Source organism: Burkholderia sp. WAC0059 (assembly GCF_002870125.1).
In the GTDB taxonomy this organism is placed as follows: Bacteria; Pseudomonadota; Gammaproteobacteria; order Burkholderiales; family Burkholderiaceae; genus Paraburkholderia.
Window position 1 is genome coordinate 1 of record NZ_PNEO01000024.1, and the last position, 22,005, is coordinate 22,005.

At 62.4% G+C, this 22,005-nt stretch carries 10 protein-coding genes; 1 reads left to right on the top strand and 9 read right to left on the bottom strand.

Annotated features, from left to right (window positions below):
- Positions 1–189: hypothetical protein (locus CY652_RS24685; RefSeq protein ID WP_219723793.1), on the top strand; the 189-nt coding region annotated here is incomplete at its 5' end.
- An 867-nt stretch (positions 190–1,056) separates the two neighbouring features.
- On the opposite strand, the gene CY652_RS20770 is transcribed toward CY652_RS24685, so the two are convergent.
- The 9 genes from CY652_RS20770 to CY652_RS25155 form a co-directional block, all read right to left on the bottom strand.
- Positions 1,057–1,776: a hypothetical protein gene (locus CY652_RS20770; RefSeq protein ID WP_146010167.1), complete on the bottom strand. Its 720-nt coding sequence runs from the start codon at positions 1,774–1,776 to the stop codon at positions 1,057–1,059.
- 7 nt (positions 1,777–1,783) lie between these two features.
- A complete protein-coding gene (locus CY652_RS24215; RefSeq protein ID WP_146010168.1) occupies positions 1,784–2,185 on the bottom strand; it encodes a hypothetical protein in 402 nt (133 codons plus the stop codon).
- A gap of 252 nt (positions 2,186–2,437) precedes the next feature.
- A complete protein-coding gene (locus tag CY652_RS24220) occupies positions 2,438–2,800 on the bottom strand; it encodes a hypothetical protein (RefSeq protein ID WP_146010169.1) in 363 nt (120 codons plus the stop codon).
- The gene (locus tag CY652_RS20775) at positions 2,797–14,526 is read right to left on the bottom strand and encodes a two-partner secretion domain-containing protein (protein WP_102132612.1); all 11,730 of its coding nucleotides are present in this window, start codon (positions 14,524–14,526) and stop codon (positions 2,797–2,799) included. The genes CY652_RS24220 and CY652_RS20775 overlap by 4 nt, the downstream gene beginning before the upstream one ends.
- A gap of 161 nt (positions 14,527–14,687) precedes the next feature.
- Positions 14,688–15,587 (bottom strand): peptidyl-prolyl cis-trans isomerase, encoded by a 900-nt coding sequence (locus tag CY652_RS20780; protein ID WP_102132613.1) that lies wholly within the window; start codon positions 15,585–15,587, stop codon positions 14,688–14,690.
- 74 nt (positions 15,588–15,661) lie between these two features.
- Positions 15,662–17,398, bottom strand: a complete 1,737-nt coding sequence (locus CY652_RS20785) for a ShlB/FhaC/HecB family hemolysin secretion/activation protein (RefSeq protein WP_374703685.1) — start codon at positions 17,396–17,398, stop codon at positions 15,662–15,664.
- Between the two features lie 68 nt (positions 17,399–17,466).
- Complete coding sequence (locus CY652_RS20790; RefSeq protein WP_102132615.1) at positions 17,467–19,626, bottom strand: two-partner secretion domain-containing protein; 2,160 nt, start codon at positions 19,624–19,626, stop codon at positions 17,467–17,469.
- A 901-nt stretch (positions 19,627–20,527) separates the two neighbouring features.
- Positions 20,528–21,118 carry a hypothetical protein gene (locus CY652_RS24575; protein WP_180970711.1) on the bottom strand — a complete coding sequence of 197 codons (591 nt, stop codon included), beginning with the start codon at positions 21,116–21,118 and terminating at the stop codon, positions 20,528–20,530.
- Positions 21,119–21,235: 117 nt separating this feature from the next.
- Positions 21,236–21,331 (bottom strand): type II toxin-antitoxin system ParD family antitoxin, encoded by a 96-nt coding sequence (locus CY652_RS25155; protein ID WP_102132616.1) that lies wholly within the window; start codon positions 21,329–21,331, stop codon positions 21,236–21,238.
- Between the last annotated feature and the right edge of the window lie 674 nt (positions 21,332–22,005).

Below are 22,005 nucleotides of genomic sequence, written 5' to 3' on the forward strand. Positions count from 1 at the left end.
TGCCATGCCCGCTTCGGCTTGCTTCAACACAGCCACAATCTGCTCGACACTAAAGCGTTTGCGTTTCATCGCACGGCTCCTTTCCTTCGAAAAGTCCGCCGAAAACTCGCTTACATCATGGCACTGTTTACCGGGGGCCGCTCACAGCGACAACCGCCGGATCATTGGCGTTCCAAGCAGGAAGGCTAATACCTTTTGATGTCAAAAGCTGCTCCAAAGTTGTCCCTCCGCATGAAGTCGCAATACAGCCAGCCACCTCGGCGCCCCCAACACCATTTGTATTTCCCGACCAAAATACTGCTTCGCCGGGATTTGTAGCAAAGGGATTCGCTGCACTGTCTGTGGCAACAATTCAGTCGCAATGAAGCCGGCGTCGCTCTTCCTCGTAAAAGCATCGAAGCGCCTCCGGTTCTCTCTCTATGAGACCGCTATAGTGCATCGTATCGCTAACCAGTCGTTCATACCCCCAAAGCGCTTGCAACATCCCACTTTCGCGCTCACTCTGCGAGAACACCCAATCCTCTGGCAGGCGAGGATCAGCCACTGAGAATAGATGCACAGGGAACCAATTTGGTAGGTGATGATCGTCTGCCAACAGAAGTAGTATTACCCCCCGCCAAAGAGCCATGGCAAACACGTAGTATTCCCTGCGTACCGAGACAGTGAAACATGATTGTGGTGTATAGCCCAAGCCAATCAAATTGGTCGGGAGCGGCTGTCCACTGTTGCTATTACAAATTACGCGCATGATTTTCACTTGAATTTGAAGTCGTCCACGGCACCGGTATTCGTGTTCATTACATAGTGGACCTCAACTCCGTTGACGTTTTGTGCCATCTTTACCCACCCCTCGGAAGCTGGCCAACGCGAATCGCCAATAGTCAGAGGCACCACAGTTCCGGCTGCTGGGTCTGACATAACCTGTTGCATCGCTAGTTGCTCGTTCAGGCTATTTGGAATAGTCCGCCCTGTTGATCCTAGCCCAAGTGGTGCGTTACCTGTGGAAGCAGCGGCCCCCGTAGTGGTGTCTGTGGCAACATCCCCAAAGTGAAATGCCTAAATAACTGACCCCGTTTCAATGTAACGCCTCTTCAGGTCTGGTAATGCCGCGATGACTTTATCCAGCTCGGCCCTGCGCTTCGGAAACGTCGTCACAAAATCATCGCTCGCATACCGCTCAACAAAATCAAAATCTCCCGACAAGATTCGAACAATACACACCATCACACCCTTATACCGCTCCATTTCGTCATAAACAATATGATTTGATGGCACATATTTAGGAGGTAAACCATTCAACAACCTCTCCTCACCACTAAAATCAAAATACTTTTTCAGTATCAAAATACCGTCCTGAAGCGCGGCCTTTAGGACTGAGCGAGCTTCGGATATGTCGACATATTTATCCTCCATCTCTTTCGCAGAGGGGGCCAGCTTCATAAACAATTGCTTGTCTTTTACTATCCAGCAATGTCCACGCAAATTCTCGGGGGTATTCTTAAGGTCATCCATCAAGTGCTTAAACAGAATGACCGAAGTGGGCCCATCAGTCCCGAGAATCTGTTTGCTCAGAGCCATAGCCTTTTTATTAAAAATTGCAGTCGTTGGCTGCAGGGGAGTACTGTCACCATGTTTAAAACCAAAACACGGAGCTACCTGCAATTCCGTATGCTCCAGCGTTTTGTTTTTGAAGACATCAGATACAAAACTCCAACCCTGAAACTCTCCCGCAACTTCTTTACAAATACCAGACAAGTCAGATTTAAACGTTCCCATACCCACCTCAAGGTTGACGGATAACGAAAACAGGCGTGGGAGAGCCGGTGATGTTTATCCCGCTATTGACGGCCGCAGTACCAGTGGCTGTCGCAGTACCAGCCTGCGCAGCAGGATATACCACGGTTTGATTGCTCGTCAGAGGTCCATTTCCGGTTTTAATCTCTATGATAGCCTGACCCGACGAGTTCAAGCTGATTGATGTTATCGGGTTACCGTTTTTATCAACAAAACCGGTTGGCAATTGAACTGTAGCATTGGCCGGGCCACTTATAAAACAATCGGCAACACACGTCGTAGTCCCGTTGGTCAATTGCACCTGATTTGTAACAGTAATGCCCGATTGATTGCCAATATACTGAGTGACAGCGTTCTCAGCCGCTGTACTCGCTGCATTGTTGGCTGCCACGATACTCCCCGCAGTCTGTCCAGCCAACGTTGAAGGTGCTGGTGACGAAACTTGAGTTCCCGTAACAGGATCTACGGTGAAATATCCTCCGTCGTTAGCCCTCTGGAATATCAGTGAGCCATCCGCAGCGCTTCCTGCTATCGTCAGCGAGCCGCCTCCTGGCCCTGTGACAGTACCATTAGCGTTGGTTGTGTAGCCCTCCGGCAAAGTACTCGTAGCACTATCTGTGGCAACATCGACACCAGTTTCTGCCTATCCCCGTCCCGATTTATATTTGTCGCTTGCGATTTCCTCAATCAGCCGATGAAAATTACCCTCCCCATTCTCAAAAGAACGATCAACATCCCTAAAATAAATTCCATAAATTGGCACAGTGGCGTGATGCCTATGTAGCGCTTCCAATAAAATCCCGAAGAACATTGGATATACGCTTTTATACAATCCCTCTAAAGCAGAAGCCAATTTACCACTCGGAACAATCCACACATCCGAATCTCCGACACGAACTTCGCCAACCCTCAGCAAATCCCCTTTGAGTGAAATCACAATCTCCCTAACATCATCCGAATAAATAAATTCGCAGATATCGAAATAGGTATTGTCAATATCTTTCATTTGGATGGCATCACAAGTGCGCCAGATTTCCAACTACTGGCGAAGTTAGAGGGCGTCATCGTGTACTGCAATCCTGCCGGATCTTTGATAACGACGTTACCCGCCGCATCCAGACCATCAACCATAACCCAATGTCCCACGCTTGTTAATGACTGGCCTGGGGCGTTTAGAAGCGTCATAATTGGTTGTGAACCATCACCAGTTAAATTGTTGATTACACCCTGCATTTGGCTGCTAGTCAGAGTCGAAGGGTCAAAATTCACCGCACCACCAACCATTGGTTCGCCAGTCACAGCTTGAACCGCCTGAGCAAGTTGAGCTTCGTTTGTTACACCTGTTCCCAAAGCTTGATTTAGCGTCTGCTCGGTAACATTGGTATACCCCATGCTTTGCGCCATAGCTGCTGCGCACGTTTGCCCACAAGTAGTTTCGCCAGATTGAACAAAGGATAGCAATGGTTGCACGTCCTGAGAGGGCCACGGAGTAGTCAGATTGCCCGCTCCACCACCAGCTCCTGCAGTCTCACCTGCTACCGTTCCACCGTCTGTGGCACCGGCAACCGCCTCAACGCCGGCCGAATCCACACCCGCTTCTGCTGCTCCGGTCACACCACCCAGTACAGCGCCCACTGCCACGCTACCAGTCAATGATCCGATCGCCGTCGGATTGCCCTGTAACGCAGCCTCGATGGTATTGGTAATATTGCTGCCGATTGCCTGTACAGTGCCCGCCAGGCCATTCTGCGCCAGCGACTGATCCAGTGCGCTCTGCGGCCCAAGACTACCCGGACCACCCACGTCATACAGCCCGTCAAACACCTGCAGGGCGGCTTGTTGTCCCGTATTGAGAAGCGCCGATGCAAAAGCCGAGCCCGCGCTGTCCAGCCACGAGATCGCACTTTGTGCCACGCCGATCGCCTCCTTCACGTGTGATGGAGTTGCCTGATCGTTATTCAGCGACTCGTTTTCAGCCGATATCGCCGCTGCCGTCGTGTTTTGCCCAAGTGCTCCTGCTACGCCTGCGCCAGACAGCATCGAAAGCGCCGTCACCAAGGCAGACTGTCCGGGGCTCAGTGCTGCGCCGCTCGGGTCAACGCCATCGAGAATAAACGGCGTGATCGCCGCACTGGCCGCCCCGCCAATGGCCCCTCCGGCGCATCCTGTTCCTTCTGCTGCTGACGCCGCACATCCCAACGCTCCATGTGCTGCAATATAGGCCAGCTCTCCCCCCGTCTGCCCTAAATCCTGGGTCAGCGTCGGCTCAATATTCCCAATCTCGTAAGCACCCGCCGCCGCAGCCTCGCTGGTAGCCACGCTCTCGAGATTACCAAGGAAGCTCCCACCTTCAATCGCAGTCTGTACACCAGCCGAAAGCGTTGCATCCGCTCCAATCGCCAGTGCCTCTCCAGGCAGACTCGCCGCGGTCGTGGCGCCGGCCTGGGGCACCAAGCTACCCCCGACCGTCTGCACGCCCGCCAGTTGCACCAACGAACTGGTTGCCCCCCCGGCCGTGATCGGCCCTGTAGAAAACCCGAGTCCGCTGCTCGTGTTGTATGTAATCCCGTTGGTCAGGCCTGCGGTTACTGCAGCAACCGCAGCCGACTCAAAGGCATTCCCCCAGTCCACCGAGCCAGTTGTGAGCACCTGGCTCGTAACACTGGAAGCCAAGCCAGCCATGCCGGCCGCCAAGGCAATATTGCCCAGGCCAGCAGTTGCTGTTGCCGTTGCAGCCGCAAATGTCGTCGCCTCAGCTCCAAGTGTGGCGCCAATGGCCGCGCTCGCCGCGCCATAGGTCAGGATCGATGCCACGATGGCAATGGCCAGTGCCACAAACCCCGGCAGCCCGCCCCCCTGCGCCGTAAAGCTCGTATTCAGATTGTTACTGACCGACGTCTGCGTAAAATCCCCGCCCAGTTGCTGCTGCAACGCCGCCAGCACCTGCTGCGTGCCCGCCTCGTTCACCGTCCCGTCGGCATTGAGTTCCTGCAATGCTCCGCCGATCTGGTTCAGCGTCTGCACGTTCAGGTTCATGTCCGCCGCACTCATGAAACCGCCCGGCTGTACCTCCGTGCCCGTCGTGTCCGTATAGCCGCCCGTCACCGAGTTCCAGATCTGCCCCACGTTGACCTGGTTCGCCTCGTTCGTCAGCGTCCCCGTGTTCACCGTGAGCGTCCCGCCCGACGAGATCGTCCCCGTGTTCGTAATGCTCCCGCCCGTCGACGCGCTCCCGAAATTCAGCGTCAGGTTCTGGCTCGCCTCGATGTTCCCGCCCGCCGACAGCGCGTTCCAGTTCTGCGGCAGGTACACCTGCGGCATCAGCGCCGTGATCGTCGGGCATACGCCCACGCCCGTCGCCGTGCACGTCGGATCAGGAATCGTCTGCTCCACGTACCACAGCATCGGCTCGGTCAGCGCGTTGATCTGCGTCTGCGTGAGCGCCGTGCCCAGTTGCAGGTTGTTCTGCTCCGCGTAGTTGATCGCGTTCTCGTAAAGGATCGCCTTTTCCTGATCCGTTACCGACATCCCTGTCGTGCCGTCGTAGGACAGCCCGTTGATGAAACTCGCCTCGCCCGTCTGCTGCAGTGCCGACTGCTGCAGCAGCAGGTCTTCCTCCTGCGGGTTGTAGTAGAACAGCGTCGTGGACGGCTGCAGGCTCGCCGGCAGTGCATTGAGCAGTTGCTGAGGTCCGAGCATCGACGCCTGCGAAGCGCCCAGCGTACCGTCGACATACGACGCCTCACCTGCCACCGGTGTGGGCAGCGGCGTGCCCACCGTGCGCGGCGTCGACAGGTTCAGGTTCGGCATGGTCAGCGGACTGAGCGAGATCACCTGCGACGGCGCGTTCACGGTCGGCGTATAGGTGTTCGCCGTCGTGATGCCGTTGATGAGCTTCTGGCCCGTCAGCGAAACCGACGTGCCCACCACGTTGCCGACGTTCTGGATCTCGCCGCCCGAGGTAATCGACAGGTTCGGCGCCTCGATGGTCGCCGCGACGTTGCCCACCGGCGTGGGCGGATCGATCTCGCCGCCCACGCTCGTATACGCGCTGCCGTACAGGGCCGTACACTCGGCGACGGAGCCGCAGGCCCAGGTGTTATGACGGATGTCGCTGCTGAAGAGGCCTGTTTCCTGCACCCATTCCGAATGCCAGTAGGCATTCAGCGTCTGGGCCTCGTTCACGACCGGGCCAGCAACGTTGATCGTCGCGCTCGTGCCCGCCGAAATGAGGCTCCCGATGTTCGTCAGGCTGCCCGCGTTGATCTGCAGGTTGTTGCCCGCGCTGATTACGGACTGGCTGCCCGACTGCTGGTCGACATATGCCTCGCAGTAGCTTTCCTTGTAGCCGCCTGCGGTCATGCAGCCGCTGTACTGCTGCTGCGTGCCGTAGTTGTCGTGGACGAGGACGGGCGGCGGCAGATCGTTGGTGATGGAGCCCGACACGTTCAGCGTGATGTCGTTGCCGGCCACGATGTTGCCGGACGTGTTGTTCAGGCTTTGCGCGGGCGTCGTGGAGGTTGCGGTCGTACCGACCCCGCCGATCACGATGTCGTAACCGGCCAGCAGGTTGCCGTAGGTGTTGTTGATCTGGCCGGCCGCGATGACGAGATCGTTGCCGGCGTAGATGGTCGCGTCGTCCTGGCTGTAGCTGAACGAGCTCGTGACGGGGTTGTCGCCACGCGGCTGGCCGACGGCGTAGCCGCAGTCCGCCTCCGGCACGCCCGACGCGCATCCCACCTGGGAAGAGGAGTTCTGCTGGTTGCCGCCCTCGTTGGTCAGGCTGGCGGCAGTGATATTCACGTCGTTGCCGGCGTAGAGCAGACCGGCATTGACCAGATTGCCGCCGCTCACCGTCAGATTATCGCCGGCGACGACAAGGCCGGTGGGTAATGTTGCGACCGTCGTGCCGGCTGCCGTCGGTGCCGTGGCACTCGTGTCGATCGTGAACTCGGTCGGCGTTTCCAGTTCTTCCTGTGAATTACCCACAGGAACGGCAATCGTACCGAGCGCGGCCAGCTGGTCGAGAAACGCCGTATAGGCTGCCTGATTGACGAAGATCGTGCTCTGGCTTGCCTCGGCCGCCGGCAGGGCGCCGTTGCTGAGCGACTGGACATTGAGCGACACGTTCCCCTGGGCGGCAATCTCCCCGCTCTGGTTGGAAAGCGTGTTGGCCGTCAGCGAGATCGAGCCGCCCGCCGAAATGACGCCGCTCGGCCCCAGTTGCTCCGTGGTCGTGGTCTCGTATTCCGTCGGCAGCGTCAGCGTGACGTTGGTCCCCTGACCCGACCCGACGAACCAGAAGGTGTTGTAATAGGGCGCACCGGTTTCCGGCTGACTTCCGGTTACCAGTTGCTGTTCATTGAACGTCACCGTCCCGGAATTGACGTCGGGCTGCTCTCCCGTGACTTCGCAGAATGCTTCGCACTCGCCATATCCGTAGGCAGCATAGTCACTCAGGGCGGTATCGGTCGCGGCTCCCGAAGGCGACAGCAGGTCGCCCAGCGTGGCCGCCATCGTTTCGGTGACTGTCCCGCCGGAATCCGTATCCCCGCCCGCATAGGCATCCCAGACGAAGGCATACGCGGCCGTCCCGACCGACCCGGACATCAGCACCGAGGTATCGCTGATCGCCTGCGTGGTCGTCACCGAGCCCGTGGGCGCGGCCTGGTCGTTGATCACGGTGCCCGCGTTGATGGTGATGTCGTTCCCCGCGTAGATCGACCCGCCCGTGTTCTGCAGCGTCCCGCTGCCGAGATTGAAGCTGATGTCGCCCACCGCCTGGGTGGTCCCCATCTGGTTGTCGTAGGCGCTGCCCGTCACGTTCAGGGTGCCGCCCGCCTCGACCGTACCGGCATTGGTCACATTGCCGTTGATCGCGAGGTCGTCGCTCGCGTGCAGGAGCGCGCCGGCTGCGTTGTCCAGCGTCCCGTTGAAGGTCACCCCGTCGCCAATCACCTGCCCGTTGTTCGTGAAGGTGCCGCCCGTCGAGATCGTCAGCGGCGCCGATCCGTCGATCGTGCCGTTGTTGACCATGCCGTCGAGCGCGTCGACCGTCACGCCGGTGCCGCCGAAATCCCAAGTGCCGGCAATGTCGAGCGTGCCGACGGTCAGCGCCAGTTGACCCGCCTGGCTGATGGTCCCCTGCGACATGTCGAGCGTCGCATTGGGCGCATCGATAGCGAGGTTGCCCTGCGCCAGTAGCTGGCCGCCGGCATTGTTGAATGCGTCGCCGCTTCCGCTGATCGTCAGCGCGATGTTCGACGTGGTCGATGCGCTGCCGGTCGTATTGCCGGCGAAGATGAGCCCGTTCTGGTTGTCGAGCGAGCCGGTATTGATGGTGAGACCGTTCACGCCCATCAACGAGCCGTCGCTGTTGTCCAGTGCGCCGGCCACGTTGAGCGTCGTGGTGATGCCGTTGACAAGCCCCGCGTTCGTGAAGTTCGTCGCGTCGACGGTCGTGGTGTTCGTGGAAGCCAGCGAGGCCCCTGCCTCGTCCGTCACACTGGCCGCCGACACCAGCAGGTTACCGCCCGAGAGAATATCGCCCGCGTTGTCGAAGCTGTTCTGCGCCTCAAGAGAAGTGGTCCCCACCACGTCCACGTCGCCCGCCGCGACCGACAGGCTGTTCGATGCCTGCGCCGTGAGGTTGCCGCCCACGATGGCGGTACCCAGTACGACGTTCGCACCGCCCAGCGTCATGTTCTGGGACGATACGAGAGCGGCCTGACTGGCGTCGAGCGTGCCCTGGGCGGATACCGTCAGATTCTCCGAGGTACCCTGCTCCCCGGAGATCGTCACGTTGTCGCCCGTGAGCGAGAGCTCTCCGGCGACGGTGCTCGTGCCGCCCAGCGTGAGCGTCTGCCCCGCCGCGAGCGTCGTGTCGCCGTTTGAGGAGACACCGCCCGACACCGAAACGTTGCCACCCGTGCCCTGGATATTCACGTCTCCCATCGACGACACGCTGCCGGCGACCGAGGCGCCCTGCGCCGCCGTTATCTGCACATTGCCGCCCGAGGTCACGTCGCCGCCGAACGCAATGCTGCCGGCCGTCGAGGTCGCGCTCAGGGCACCGACCACCGTCGTCGCGCCAAGCGACATGTCGCCGGCGGACGTGGCCGTCAACTGGCCGGCGCCCTCGATACCGCCGAGCGTGATGCCTCCACCGGCGCTGAGCGAAATATTCTGGCCAAAGGTCAGGGCCCCGCCGCCGCTGATCGATCCCCCTGCGGTGATCGCCGCCGCGTCGAGCCCGGCGAGCGAACCGGTCAGCGCCATGTCGCCGCCGGCGTTCAACACCGTGCTTCCGTTGACGAGCCCGCCACCCAGCGCAAGCGAGCCACCGGCGCTGGCCGCCAGATTCCCGACGCTCTCCGTCGTACCGGCCACAGCCAGATTGCCGTTCTGCGCACTGAGCGTGGTGTCGCCTCCGGAGTCGATGCTGCCGCTGACGCTCAGGTTGCGAACGGCCCCCATGCCAAGCGCCGCTCCACTCGTCACGTCGCCGCCAACCGCGATATCGCGTGCGGCGGTAACGGTCATCGCGCCTCCGGCGCCCAGGGCCCCCGCGACGGTAACGTCTCCGGTCCCGTCAAGCCCCTGCGCCGTGAGGGCAAGCGTGCCGCTCGCGAGCGCGGAATTCATCGACAGATCATTCCCGGCCGTCGCAACCAGGTTGCCGTTGGTCGTCACGTCGCCGGTCGAAAGACTGCCCCCGGCGTTCAGCGTAAGGTCGCCGGTCGAGTTCACGTCGGCAAGCGCCATGTCGGCCGCCGCCGTCACGACCGTCGTTCCTCCGCTACTGATGGTGCCGGCCGCGCTGACGTCGCGCGCCGCGGTCAGCGTCACGTTGCCGGATGCCGTCGCCGTACCGGTGAACGTAACGTCGCCTTCCCCTGCATTGCCGTTGGCATTCACCACCAGGTCGCCGCTCACGGCCTGCACGCTGCCCAGCCCGGCATTGTTGCCGCCCGTCACCTGGACGCTCGAACCCTGGAGCGAACCGGTCAGCGAAAGATCGTTCGCCGCATCCAGCGTCGCGGCCTGCGAGAACGCGGCGGAGCCTGCGCCGGTGATGTCCTGGCCTGCCGTCAGCGTGCCGGCCATCTGTCCGGCGACAGCCCCCGTCAGATCGATGTCGCGCCCGGCCTGCACGGTGACGTTGCCCGCGGCCGACACCTGCCCGCCCAGCGTCGTGTCGAGACCCGAGCTCACGTTCAGTGCGCCGGACGTGGTGGTGGTACCGCCCAGCGTGGCGCTGCCGGTCGTGGCGGTGACGTCGAGATCGCCGACCGACTCCACGGTGCCGGTCGGGGCGACCGTCACGTTGCGCTGCGCGGCGAGCGTCATGACATCGCCGCTGCCGAGCGAGCCACTGATGAGAACATCGCGAGCCGCATTCAGCGTAACGGTACCAGGCGCCGTGGCCGTTCCGGTGATCGACGCATCGCCATCGCCCAGATTGCCGTTCGCAGCAAGCGTCAGCGTCGTGGCCGAGGCAACGTTGTCCAGCGCGGCGTTATCCCCGCCCGTTGCCTGCACGGAATTCGCACCCAGCGAGCCGGTCAGGGCGATGTCACGCTGGGCGTCATAGACGGCAGCGTCGGTAAACGACTGCGTGCCGGGCCCGTCGATGTCGCGCCCGGCATTGACATAGCCGTTTGCCTGACCGACCAGCGTGCCGTTGAGCACGGCATCGCGACCTGCGTCCAGCGTCACGTCGCCGACGGCGCTCGTACTCGCGCCGAGCAAAAGGTCGAGCCCCGTCGTGATGTCGAGCGTGCCGCCGCTGTTGATCCCGCCCGTGGCGTTCAGGCTGCCCTGCTGGGCATCCAGCACGGCGTTGCCGTTCGACTCGATCGCGCCCGCCACGTCGATGTCGTCCAGCGCCGTCACGCCGACTGTCGTGCCGGCCGCCAGCTTGCCCGCAGACGCCACCGTTACGTCCCCGTTCGCCGCCGCCGTCACCGCACCGGCCGCCGCGGCCGCACCGTTCACGCTCAGGCTGCCGCTGCCGCCGGTGCCCGCGTCCAGTGCCAGCGTCGAGGCGGATTCGACATTGTTTACAGCCGCGTCGCCGGCCGCCGACACCTGCACCGACTGCCCCTGGATCAGGCCGCCCTGTGCGATGCTGCCGCCGGCAGTAAGCGTCGCCGCCTGCGCGAACGCAAGCGTACCCGCGCCGCCGATGTCGCCCGCGGCCGTCACTGTGCCGTTGCCCTGGCCGTTAATCGACCCGGTCACGTTCACATCGCCCCCGGCCTGCAGCGTCGTGTCGAGCGCCACGCTCGCCGCGCCGCCGATATCGATGTCGGTGCCAGCCTGGGCAGCGAGCGCGCCCGCGCTGTTGAGCGAGCCTGCCACGCTGGCCGTCCCCGCCAGCGCGTTCAGCGTCGTATCGCCCGTGGACTGGAGGATGCCGTTGACGCCGATGTTCTGCCCAGCCGTCAGCGCAACCGTGGAACCGCCTGCGAGTGTGCCATTGAGCGTCAGGTTGCCCGTCGCGCCGAGCGCAATGGTCGAACCTGCCTGCACGTCCTGGAACGTGCCGTCGCCGCCGGCCGCCGTCTGTACTGTTTCACCGCGCAGCGAGCCGGTCAGATCCGTGTCGCCACCCGAGCTCAGGCTCGCCGCGAGCCCGAACGCGAAGGCCGCGCCGCCGGTAATCGCACCGCCCGCGTTGAGCGTGCCGTTGCCCTGTGCGACCACCGTGCCGTTCGCGGTGATGTCCTGGCCGGCCGTCAGCGTCAGGTCGCCGAGCGCGGACGTACTGTTGCTGCCGAGGTCGATCGACTGGGCCGCGTTGATCGCCAGATCGGTGCCCGACTCGATGGTGCCGGTGCTCGTGAGCGAGCCCGCCGTATCCGCGAGGCTCATGCTGCCGTTGGACTGGACCGTGCCGGCAATCGACGTACCGGACACCGCCGTCACATTCAGCGCCGCGGCTGTGCCCAGTGAAGCAGTCGAAGCGACCGACACCGAGCCTGCGGCATTCAGCGTGCTGCCCGTCTGCGACGTCACGGTGCCGTTCACCGCGATGTCGCCGCCGCCCGCCTGACCGTTCGCCGTGACCGCGAGCGCGCCGTTTGCCTGCACGTTGTTCAGCGATGCCGAATTACCCGCATTCAGCGTCACCGTATTGCCGTCGAGCGTGCCGGGCACGGCAATATCGTTGCCTGCGCTTGCCGTCGCGTCGCCCGTAAAGCTGCTGTTACCGGCGAATGTAATGTCGCCGCCTGCCGTCAGGGTGCCGTTGCCTGTCACGGTCGTCAGGCCGTTCAGTGCGATGTCCTGCCCGGCCTGGGCAACCAGGTTGCCGCCGCTGTCGAGCGAACCGTTCGACGTGATGCCGCTGCCCGCGGAGAGCGACAGATCGCCGACCGATTGCACGGTGGCAGACGACGCCACGCTCACGTTGCCCTGGGCGCCGAGCGCGACTTGCGCACCACCGGCCAGCGTGCCGTTGACAACCACGTCTCCCGCCGCCTGCACCGTGGTCGCACCGACCGCGGCCGCATTGCCGTTGAACGTCACGTCGCCGTTGCCCGATGCCCCGCTGGCGGCCACCGAGAAGGCGCCACCCGCCTGCACGTCGCCCAGCGTCACGCTGTTGGCTGCATTGACCTGCAGTCCGTTCGACAGCAGCTTGCCGGTCAGCGCCACGTCCTGCCCGCTGGCAAGGGTGCCGTTCTCGCCGAACGCCAGCGAGCCGCTGCCCGTGATGTCGCCCTGTGCGTTCAGCGTACCGTTCTGCTGGACGATCAGTACGCCCGGCACGTCGACGCTGCCGCCGTTGATCGTCGCGTCCGTGCCGACGAGCAGCGACCCGGCCACACTGAATGCGCCCGGCGTATTCGCCGTGAGCGTCGTGCCGCTTGCAAGCGACCCCGTCACCGAAATGCCCTGCCCGGCCGCGAGCGTCACGGCATCGTCGGCCGTCGCCTGTGCGGCGACCGTCATGGCCTGTCCGGAGGACAGCGCGAGATTGCCCGCGCTGTTGACGTTGGCGTTCGCCGCGAGGTTGCCGGCCGTCGCCGCGAGCGCGAGGTCGCCGGAAGTCTGCAGCGCCGCGTTCACGTTCAGGTTCTGGCCAGCGCTCGCCTGCAGCGACCCGCTGCTCGTCTGGCCGTTCACGTCGATATCCTGCGCGGCCTGCAGCATGGCCGCGCCGGTCACCACCGACGTGCCGTTCAGCGTGATGTCGCCCGTACCGTCGTTGCCCTGCGCCGTCAGCGTCAAGCCGCCGCCGCTCTGCATGCTACCGGCCGTGAGGCTTCCGCCCGCAGTCATCGACGTATCGGTCGCGGATTGGGTATTAGCCACGTTGATGTCGCCGCCGGCATTGATCGACAGTGCCGCGCCAGACTGGATCGCGCCCGTCGAGCTCACATCGCCTGCCGCGTTGATCGCATAGCCGCCGACGCCGATGTGCGTGCCGGTCATCGACACGTCGCCGGACGACTGGATACTGGCCTGCTGCTGCGCCGCCGTGCCGGCAACCGTCACGTCCCCGTTGGCCGACAGGGTCAGGTCACCCGTGTTCGCAGCCAGTTGGGCATCCGCGCGCACGCCCATGCCAGCAGCCGTGCCGATCACCTCGATCTGGCCAGCCGTCATTGCGCCATAGGCGGTCGCGTCGACGGCCAGCCCATTGTTCGCATGCCCGTTGGCTGCGTTGATGACCGCGGCCGTATTGGCTGCGCCGTTGGCCGAAGTCGCCCAGGTGGTGCCGGTCGAGTCGACCACCGACGGCATCACGAACTGGTCCCCGGCGACCGCGTTGATGCGCGAGCCCGCATAGAGCGGCGCATCGACGCCAATCGTCTCGCCGATCAGGTCGATCGTGCCGACCGTGCCCTCGATGCCCGCGCCCGGTCCATTGACCCCGCTGTCGCCCTCGATCTGGATATGGCCGCCCGTGACGCTGTAACCGACGGCCGAGGCATTGCTGAAACTGGTCTGTGTGCCGCCGACGCTGTCGAGAAACTGCGGCACGCCCGTCGAGAGCGTCACGCCGATCGTGTTCGTAAAGCCCGTGCCCTGGGTCGTGATGCCGTTCGGATTCGCGATGATGACCGTCGCGGGCGAACCAAACACTTCGAGCGGACCATTGAGCAGGCTGGCATAGGCGGCGCCGCTCGACGTCACCTGGTTGACGATGATGCTCGCGGTGCGTCCGTTGAGGTTCGGATTCGCCGCCACGTTGCCACCCGTCAGCGACGTACCCGACATCAGGCTGTTATTGAGAATCAGCCCGACCGGGTCGATGTTGAAACTCTGGTACTGGTTCAGCGAAATGCCGGCCGCATTCGGCGCAGTAATGTTCACGACCGGCACGCCGCCGCCGGAGCCGGTGGACTGCGTAATTTTCGGCTGGAACGCGATGGGGGCCGTCGGATCGACGATCGGCGTTGCCTGCGCGAGCTGCATCGAGAATCGCACGCGCAGCGCAGCCAGATCGAGCGCGGTCTGCCAGGCCGGTGCCTCGGGGCGTACGCTCCCCTCGGCCAGCACGGCCGCTGCATCGTCGCCCTGCTCGACGGTGATGGTGATCGGGCCGGTAAAGAGCGTCGCGGCGACAAGCGCGGAAACGGCGCGCTGCCATACGCGGTACGGACGCGGCGTCCCGCGCGGCACGAGCCACAACGGCAGCCGCACGCGCGCACGCGACAGATCGCGCAAGGCGTTAGCCCGCTCAAGTTGTCTCACATCGCCCCGTTTCGACGTGTCCATGCCGTTATCCGATCTTTACTGTTTTTTCTACGGCTGCCGTGCCGGCTGGTCCGCCGCGGCTCATCCGGCACGCGACGGGCCGGTTCGCCCGATGCGCACCGAGGTAGCCGCAACAGCCCTGTCCCCTGCTCCGCCGCACCTGCTGCCCGTCGCCATACCGCTTACTGTTGCTGGATATGCGCGTTGCGAACCAGATTCAGGACGACCTGGGCTGTCGCCTTCTGGAGGGCAACCTGTTCGAGCTGGCGGCGCAGCGTGTCCTTGATCTGGTCGAACTGCGGAATCTGGGTCGGCCGCTCCTGGTCCACGCGCAGAATCCAGTACGAGCCGTTCACTTCCACCGGCTCACTGGACACGGCCCCCTGGGGCAGCTTCACAAGCGCCTCGGCAAGCGGCTGGGGCCAGTTCTGGGTATTGCCCGCCTGGATCGGCGTCTTGAAGGAAATCCAGTTCAGCGAGCCACCCTGGGCAGCATTCGGGCCCTGGCTGTACTGCTTCGCAAGCGTGGCGAAATCGGCGCCCTTCCTGAGCTGGACCAGAATCTTGCCGGCCGTGTCGCTGTCCTTGACTGCAATGGCGCTCGGCTTGTATTCGTTCGTGCCGAGCGTCGCCAGAATCCGGTCGTACTGGGCCTTGACGTCGTCGTCGCTCACCGGTGCCGGCTTGATCTGGTCGCGCAGATACGCCTGCACAACAAGAGCCGTCTTCGCCTGATCGATGGCGGCCACCACATCGGGGTGTTCGTCGTAGTGCTGCTGCTCGGCCGCCTGCCGGAACAGCTCGCGGGCAATCAGCTGGTTCTTCAGGTTTGTCCGCAGCGCAGGCGTATCCGGTGCATGGCTTGCCTGCACGGCCGCATCGAGCTGGGTCTGCATGATCGGCACGCCGTTCACGCTGGCGATCACGCCGGCCGGCAGCGGCCCCGATGCCGGTTCGGCGGCGGCCGCCTCCGAAGCCGCGTGCTCCTTCCTCGATTTGGACTTGACGGCCGCGTGCGCCAGCGGCCCGAAAGCCATGCCCAGCGCCACAACCAGCAATCCGGCTCCCAGCCGTTGGCCCATCCGGGCGCGACGAATTGCGGGACGCACTGCCCGCACGTTGTCTGAACGAGATTTCACTGCTCCTCCTTCCTTTCCTAATCTGACCAGTTGAGTGTTGCCATCAGCACCGTGGACTTGCTCCCCAGCGCCGCGGGTTGTACAAGGGCCCGTCCCAGCAGAACCTCGCTCGTGAACGCCTGCGAACTCAGACGCCAGGCCGCGCGAACGCCGATGCCGGTACCGACCAGCGTCGGCCAGCCACCCTGCGCGACCAGATGGGACTTGCCGCCGTCGAGAAAGACGTACGGTTCGAGATGAACACCGTGCCAGGCCGGCACGTTCTGCCAGACGGCCTCGTTGCGCAAATAAAAGCCGCTGTCACCGCTCTCGCCGCCTTCGGTGAAACCGCGCACAGTGTCCATGCCGCCGAGGTAGATCTGCTCGTTGTCGAACAGCGAAACGCGGCTGTACTGGGCGCGCAGCGTTCCCCGGTACTGCCACGCGGTTCCGCCAATGTGGCCGAGTGCTTCCTGAAGCGTGTTCGTCGTGTCGAGCAGCGTGAACTGGCTATGCGCGTCCGTACTGTCGATATCCGGCTCGTCGTGGCTCGCGCCGAGCCACGACAGTCCCTGCGAGACGCCGGCATCCCACGTGAAGGCGGCCGGCTGGTCGTCTTCCGTGAAACGGCGCAGTCCGTTGAGCCCCACCCTCAGAACCGTCAGGTCCTGGGGCGACAGAAAGATGCCGTTCACGCTACGTTCGGTACGCATTTTTGTCAGCGTCACGTCAAGGCTCATGCGGCCATCATGCGAACGCGTCAGCACGTCGTTCCAGCCGAATATCTGGCTGAAGGTGCGGCCATCGAGGAGTGCCGTATTGCCGATGGCCTGCTGGTACTCCGAGATCGACGTCGTATAGCTGAACGTCTGGTAGCCGAACGGCACTGCCCCCGAGAACACGAGCGCGTTGCTGTCCTGCGTGCCGATGTAGTTCAGGGACAACGACTCCTGCAGTCCCACGACGTTGTCCGCCTCGACGCCGGCCCGGTAGCGCAGGGTGCCGGTCTGCGAGCTCCCGTAGTTGTCCATGCCCGCGCTGTAATAGACGCGGTCGCCATAGTGGTTCGTGATCGCAACGACGGAGTCGCCCGGGGCCTCGCCAGGCATGATCTGGATTTCGGCCTGGTTGCGGCGCAGCCGGTTGATCTGGTCAACGCCCTGCTCCAGGTCCGGCAGACTCAACACGTCTCCCTGGCTATCGCCGAACGCCCAGGCCGTACCGGCATCGGTTACGAGACCGCCGCCATGGGTATCGAAGAAACCCGCCTTCGGATCGCGCGGGCGCAGGGGCTTGCCGTTCAGCGTGAAAGCCGCGACGTGCCCGGCCACGATGTTGATCGTCAGCGTGCCGCCGGCGAGATTCTGCGGACCGAGATAGGCACGCGTCGTGATATCCCCATGAGCGATGAATGCCTCGGTCAGACGCCTGAGCAGCAGGTTGATCCGGTTGCGTCCAAGCTTCTTTCCGAGAAACGGCTTCGCAACCTCGTCGAGTTCGCGCTGCCCCAACACTCTGTCGCCGGCAAATGCGACGTGCATGATCAGGAACATCGGCGCCACGTCGGGCAGCGACTCGACATCGGCCCCGGCGGGCAGATTGGGTATCGCGGGCTGCTGCACCGAGATCTGTGCGGGCGCCTGCTGGATCTCGTTCTGACGCTGCTGGTCGCGCTGGTCTTGCAGCAGACGCTGCCCCGGGTCCTGCGTCGGCCGCGCCGCAATCGCAGCACCAGCCAGCCCTGCAATGGCCTGCGCACGCACGGGAGCGGCCATGACGCCGGACAGGACGCCCGCGCCGCAGACGACCATCCCGGACAAGCGCCGCCTCACCCTGTGCCCCGTCACAACCCGAACCATGACACCAGTCCGATGTTGTTGTGCGTGTTGATCGTCACGGGCTGCGTATACGGCGCACGGATCGTCACCATGCCGCCAGCGGCATGAACGCCCGCGGGGGCGCTGAATTCCCCGCCGTCGATATCGCCCTGCCCGGAGAGATCGACCAGCCCCGATCCCCCGATGAAGAGTCCGCCCATGTCCGTCGCGTAGATTTCTCCCCACGAGTCGCCGAACCAGGCCCGGAGATCGTGATCCTCGTTGATTGCGGTGTAGCCGGCCACGCCCTGTGCAAGGGTTTCCGGCGCGTTGAGGACGAGCTGGCCGACCGCATCGACGGTGCCGCCCGTATTGGTGATCTGTCCTCCCGCCTGCAGACTGATGTTCTCGCCGGCTTCGATTACGCCGCCATATACCTGAACGTCGCTCGATGCACTCGAACTGCAGAAAATGAAGCAGGATTCGTGAAACGACGCCTGCCCGGTGAATACGCCCTGGTCCAGCAGGTTCTGCCTTGCCGTAATCGAGATCGCCCCGTCATCCGAAAGAATCGAGCCGCCGATGTTCGAAACGTTGTTGCCGCTGATCGTGACGTTCCCGGAATCTGCCGTGATGTAGGAAAGTGCGCTGGGGTTGTCCAGCTCGCCGTAGTCGACCGAGAAATTACTGCTGCGATGCCGGAAGAACGGCAGCCAGAAACCCTCGCTCGACGAACTCACGGGTGCGCCGTTATCGACTCCATCCGTGTGATCGACGATGTTGTCGACGTCGCCACCCGCTGCAATCGTGACGTTCTGGTTCGACAGGATCCGTGCATCCTCGTTGGTCACATTGCCGCCCGCCGTCACCACAACATCGTCGTTCACTCCGAACAGAATGCCGAGTCCCCCGGTGGTCAGCGACTGGTTGAGTACGTTGCCGGCTGCATCCAGCGTCACGGCCCCCATGGAACTGACATCCCCGGCGGTCCGCGTTTCGCCCTGCACCAGCGAACCGATGTTGTCGATGTCGCCCGTGCTATCCAGCACGACCCCGGCCGATGCCGAGGCGACCGTCGAACCGGTGGATGCGGCGTCTGCCGCCAGCGTGATGGCCGAACCACTTACGTCGATACCGCCGTTCGCCATCACGCTGCTGCCGGTCAGACTGATCGGCTGGGTAGAGGCCAGCGTCACCGCCCCGCCGGTTGCCTGGACCTGCGCATCGTCGAGCGCGATCGGGGCCTGGGTCTGGAAACTGACGTCCTGCGCGGCCGTTACCGTGCTGTCCGAGATCTGGACATTGCCGTTGGAGGTCAGCGTGAAATCCCCAAGCGAGGCATCGAGCGGTCCCGCGCTGCGCACGCCGGGCCCCTGGTCGGTCACGATCAGCTCCACCCGGCCGCTCGTGACGCTGCCCGCCGCGGTAATGTCGAGCGCGAAGTTCTTCGCCGTGGATAATGGCTGCCCCGACTGCACCGAGAGCCAGTCGTTGGCATTGTCTTCTGGCGAAAGCCCGGTATCGAGCGTCACCGCGCTCGTACCGGCCACCAGACGCAGGAGCGCCGTGGACGAGGTGAACGTGTTGACGAGCGGCCCGTTCACCTCGATGTTCTTCGCGATCAGGTCAAGATCCACAAGGGCGCTCGACAGACCCTGCGGCCCGACGACGATGGTCCCCTGCGTGGTGTTGAGTGCCACGTTGCGCTGATAGACGCCCGGCGCGATTTCGATGTCGTCGAAACTGACCTGCCCTGTGCTTAACGCAACGTGCCCGGTGTTGATGAACGATCCGCCGTTGAGGGTAATGCCGTTGGGGTTGGCCAGAATCACGTTCGCCCGGGGTCCGGCAACGTCGAGCGGCCCTTCGATCAGACTCGGATCGGTGCCCGTCACCTGATTGACAATGGTCCGTGCATTGATGCCGGTGTTGTCGAGCGTGGCGCCGGCGGTGCCCACGCTGAATGAACGGTAGGTGTTCTGCGATACGCCCGAGACGGCCGGCGCGATGCTGACGGTCTGGTGTCCGTTCGCGGCGGTCGAAACGAGGGTTGACGTACCGCCGTCGACCACGATCCCCCCGGCCTGCGCAGCACAGGACAGGGACATGGCAAGACAGAACAGGACGATCAATACGGCGTGCAGGCCCCCTATGCCTGAACGCCGGGCAGAATAATGGCTGGTCATCGCGTGTGGTTATTGCATCCGGCCGCCACCAGGATAATGGCTGGCTGCCGTTATTTATTCACTTCAACTTAATCGGGCAACATTCTGACCAGTTATTACGACACGCGCTTAAAAAGCTTTAACCCAATCCGGAAGTAAAACGTTTGCGCAAATAGAAAAATTTTCTATTAAATATTTGAAAGACAAAAAAAGGCAATTTGAATGCGCCAGATTAGTGCGAGCAAGGGTTAACACCTAATCAATACCCTGATTATGCAAAAGGCATTCAGGCGACGCCGACACCCATGCCAGACGGTCCATATGCCACCCAGCTCAACAGGCGGCAGAAAAATCGACAAGGTGTGCCCGGGGCACCGCTCGCGGCGCGCTGAGGGCGATCTGCCACGGGGGGACGGGTACCAGCGAATCTTCGCGGTGTTCTGGAGCATTGCTGCAGCGGCCAGGCGCATGGGAGAAACATCGAACAGAACCGCGGCATGTTGACGGGGGACGTTCGCTCGGGGAGACACAGCAGTCGAATTTGGCAAAGCTCGACAACATCGGTGCCCGGCAGCTCGGTGGCTGGCCATGCCGTGCTTTCGAGCGACCGTGCCCAAAACGTCAGGCAAGCAACTGATTGTGGACGGCCAGCGCGATTCCCGAATCCGGGCATTCGTGTAGTGCTGCCAGGGCATGCGTCGTAGTCAACCGGACCAGGCTAGACCTGATAATGGTTATTATCAGGTCTATGTTTTTACGCCTTAAACGGCGTGGGTTGTGCGTGATGTCATTTGCGATCGGCCCTCGGGCTCCAGCGCGCAAACTTTTACGTTGCAGTAACTGTCGACGTGGGCGAGAATCTGCCGGCAGTGCTGCATCCCTGAACTCCGCAGAGTCAGGCGCACCTTCAATGAGCAAGGAGTCACCGAGCTTTCTCAGGGCCACCCGTATCGTGATTTGGCGTATCGCCACGAAACATCGCGGCGACCTCCTCGTTAAAGGCGTCAATATCGTCCGATGTCTCGAATCGCCCCTTCGCCACTCCAATCCGCTGAGGTTGTGACAAGAACAGTTCAACCGCCGTTGGCGTATTCATGTCGGGGCCAGAATAGGTTCCGGTAGAGATCCGCTGTACCCCCGGCACTTCGCCAGTAGGCTCGTCGAGCAGCGGCGGAAAACCCAATGTCTCCCTGACACGCCGCATCAACCATGCAACTTCAAGGACAGAGAAGTCCCATTCGAGCATGTAAACTTTGTTTGCGACTGCGCGCTCCAATCTGCGCATCGCTGCTTCTTGTTCCCAGCCCTCAGCAATTTTACCGGTCACGTAGGTCGAGAGATGCTGCGCCATGTCTTCACAGATTTTGTAGCGCGCCCAGAGTTCCTCGTCCGTGAGCCCGGCGTAATACTTCCCGGCGATTTTTCGTAGGAGCAGCTTGGGCTGTGATCCGGCGAGCGCCCCTCGATAGAGGTCTCGCGGGAAGTCTTCAGGGACGACTGTGGGCTGGTTCATGACACGCTCCTGCTGTAGACATACTACTACGATGCTAGCGCCCCTGGCAGTCCTCTGCACAGCGCAAAAACGGGGTTGTTGCACAGGGAAATTTTGTTTGACCAAGTTATGCCTTCTTTATTGCAGACCGGCGTGGACAACTTCACTGACTGAATCATAGCGACCGGGCGAAATCTGAATATCGATGAACTCAACGGCTTGAGCGACAAGCATTCAAGCAACGTACAAAATTCAGTATGTCCAGGTTCGCCCCTGGAACCAGGAACAACTTTCATCACCTCTGCGAATTTTGGGCGAGTCCCCGCGCGGCAAATCTCCAACGTCTCGCAGAGCGTGTCTATTTCGCCCTGCATATCTCCAGCTCGTTGGAGCAGATATGCGACCGCACGCCAATATTCGGCTCCAGCTTCGGCATCCCCTGATCCAGTTGCTTTCCGTCGTGCTGAAATATCTTCACCTTGCCCCAAGGGGCTAACTCCCGTTTTTCCGCGTCCAGGCGGTAGTAATCCGGTCGCTCCGCATGTCGACGGTAATACTGCGTGCTGAAAGCAGGGCTGAGGCCGGCGGAGCTGCAGGCTGTTTTATGGAAAATTATGGGAATCCCATAATTTTCCATAAAAGACCGACTCAGGCGGACTCAGGTCCAGGCTGGTTTGTGGTGGCAGGCAGAGTCACAAGCTGCAAATCGATTCTGGGCACGGAATTACCTGGAAGATCCCGCATCCAGCGCTCCTTGCCGCGCCGAGGTGCCCTACTACACCCTGGCGAGAGCCTCGAAACCGCTCTACGGCCCGATTTCGGCCTTTGTCGCGACCTGCCAAGGCTACCTTGCCTGCCTTGCTTGCCGGTCAAGCAGGCAATTCGGCACCGAAGCACGACGGCGTCCG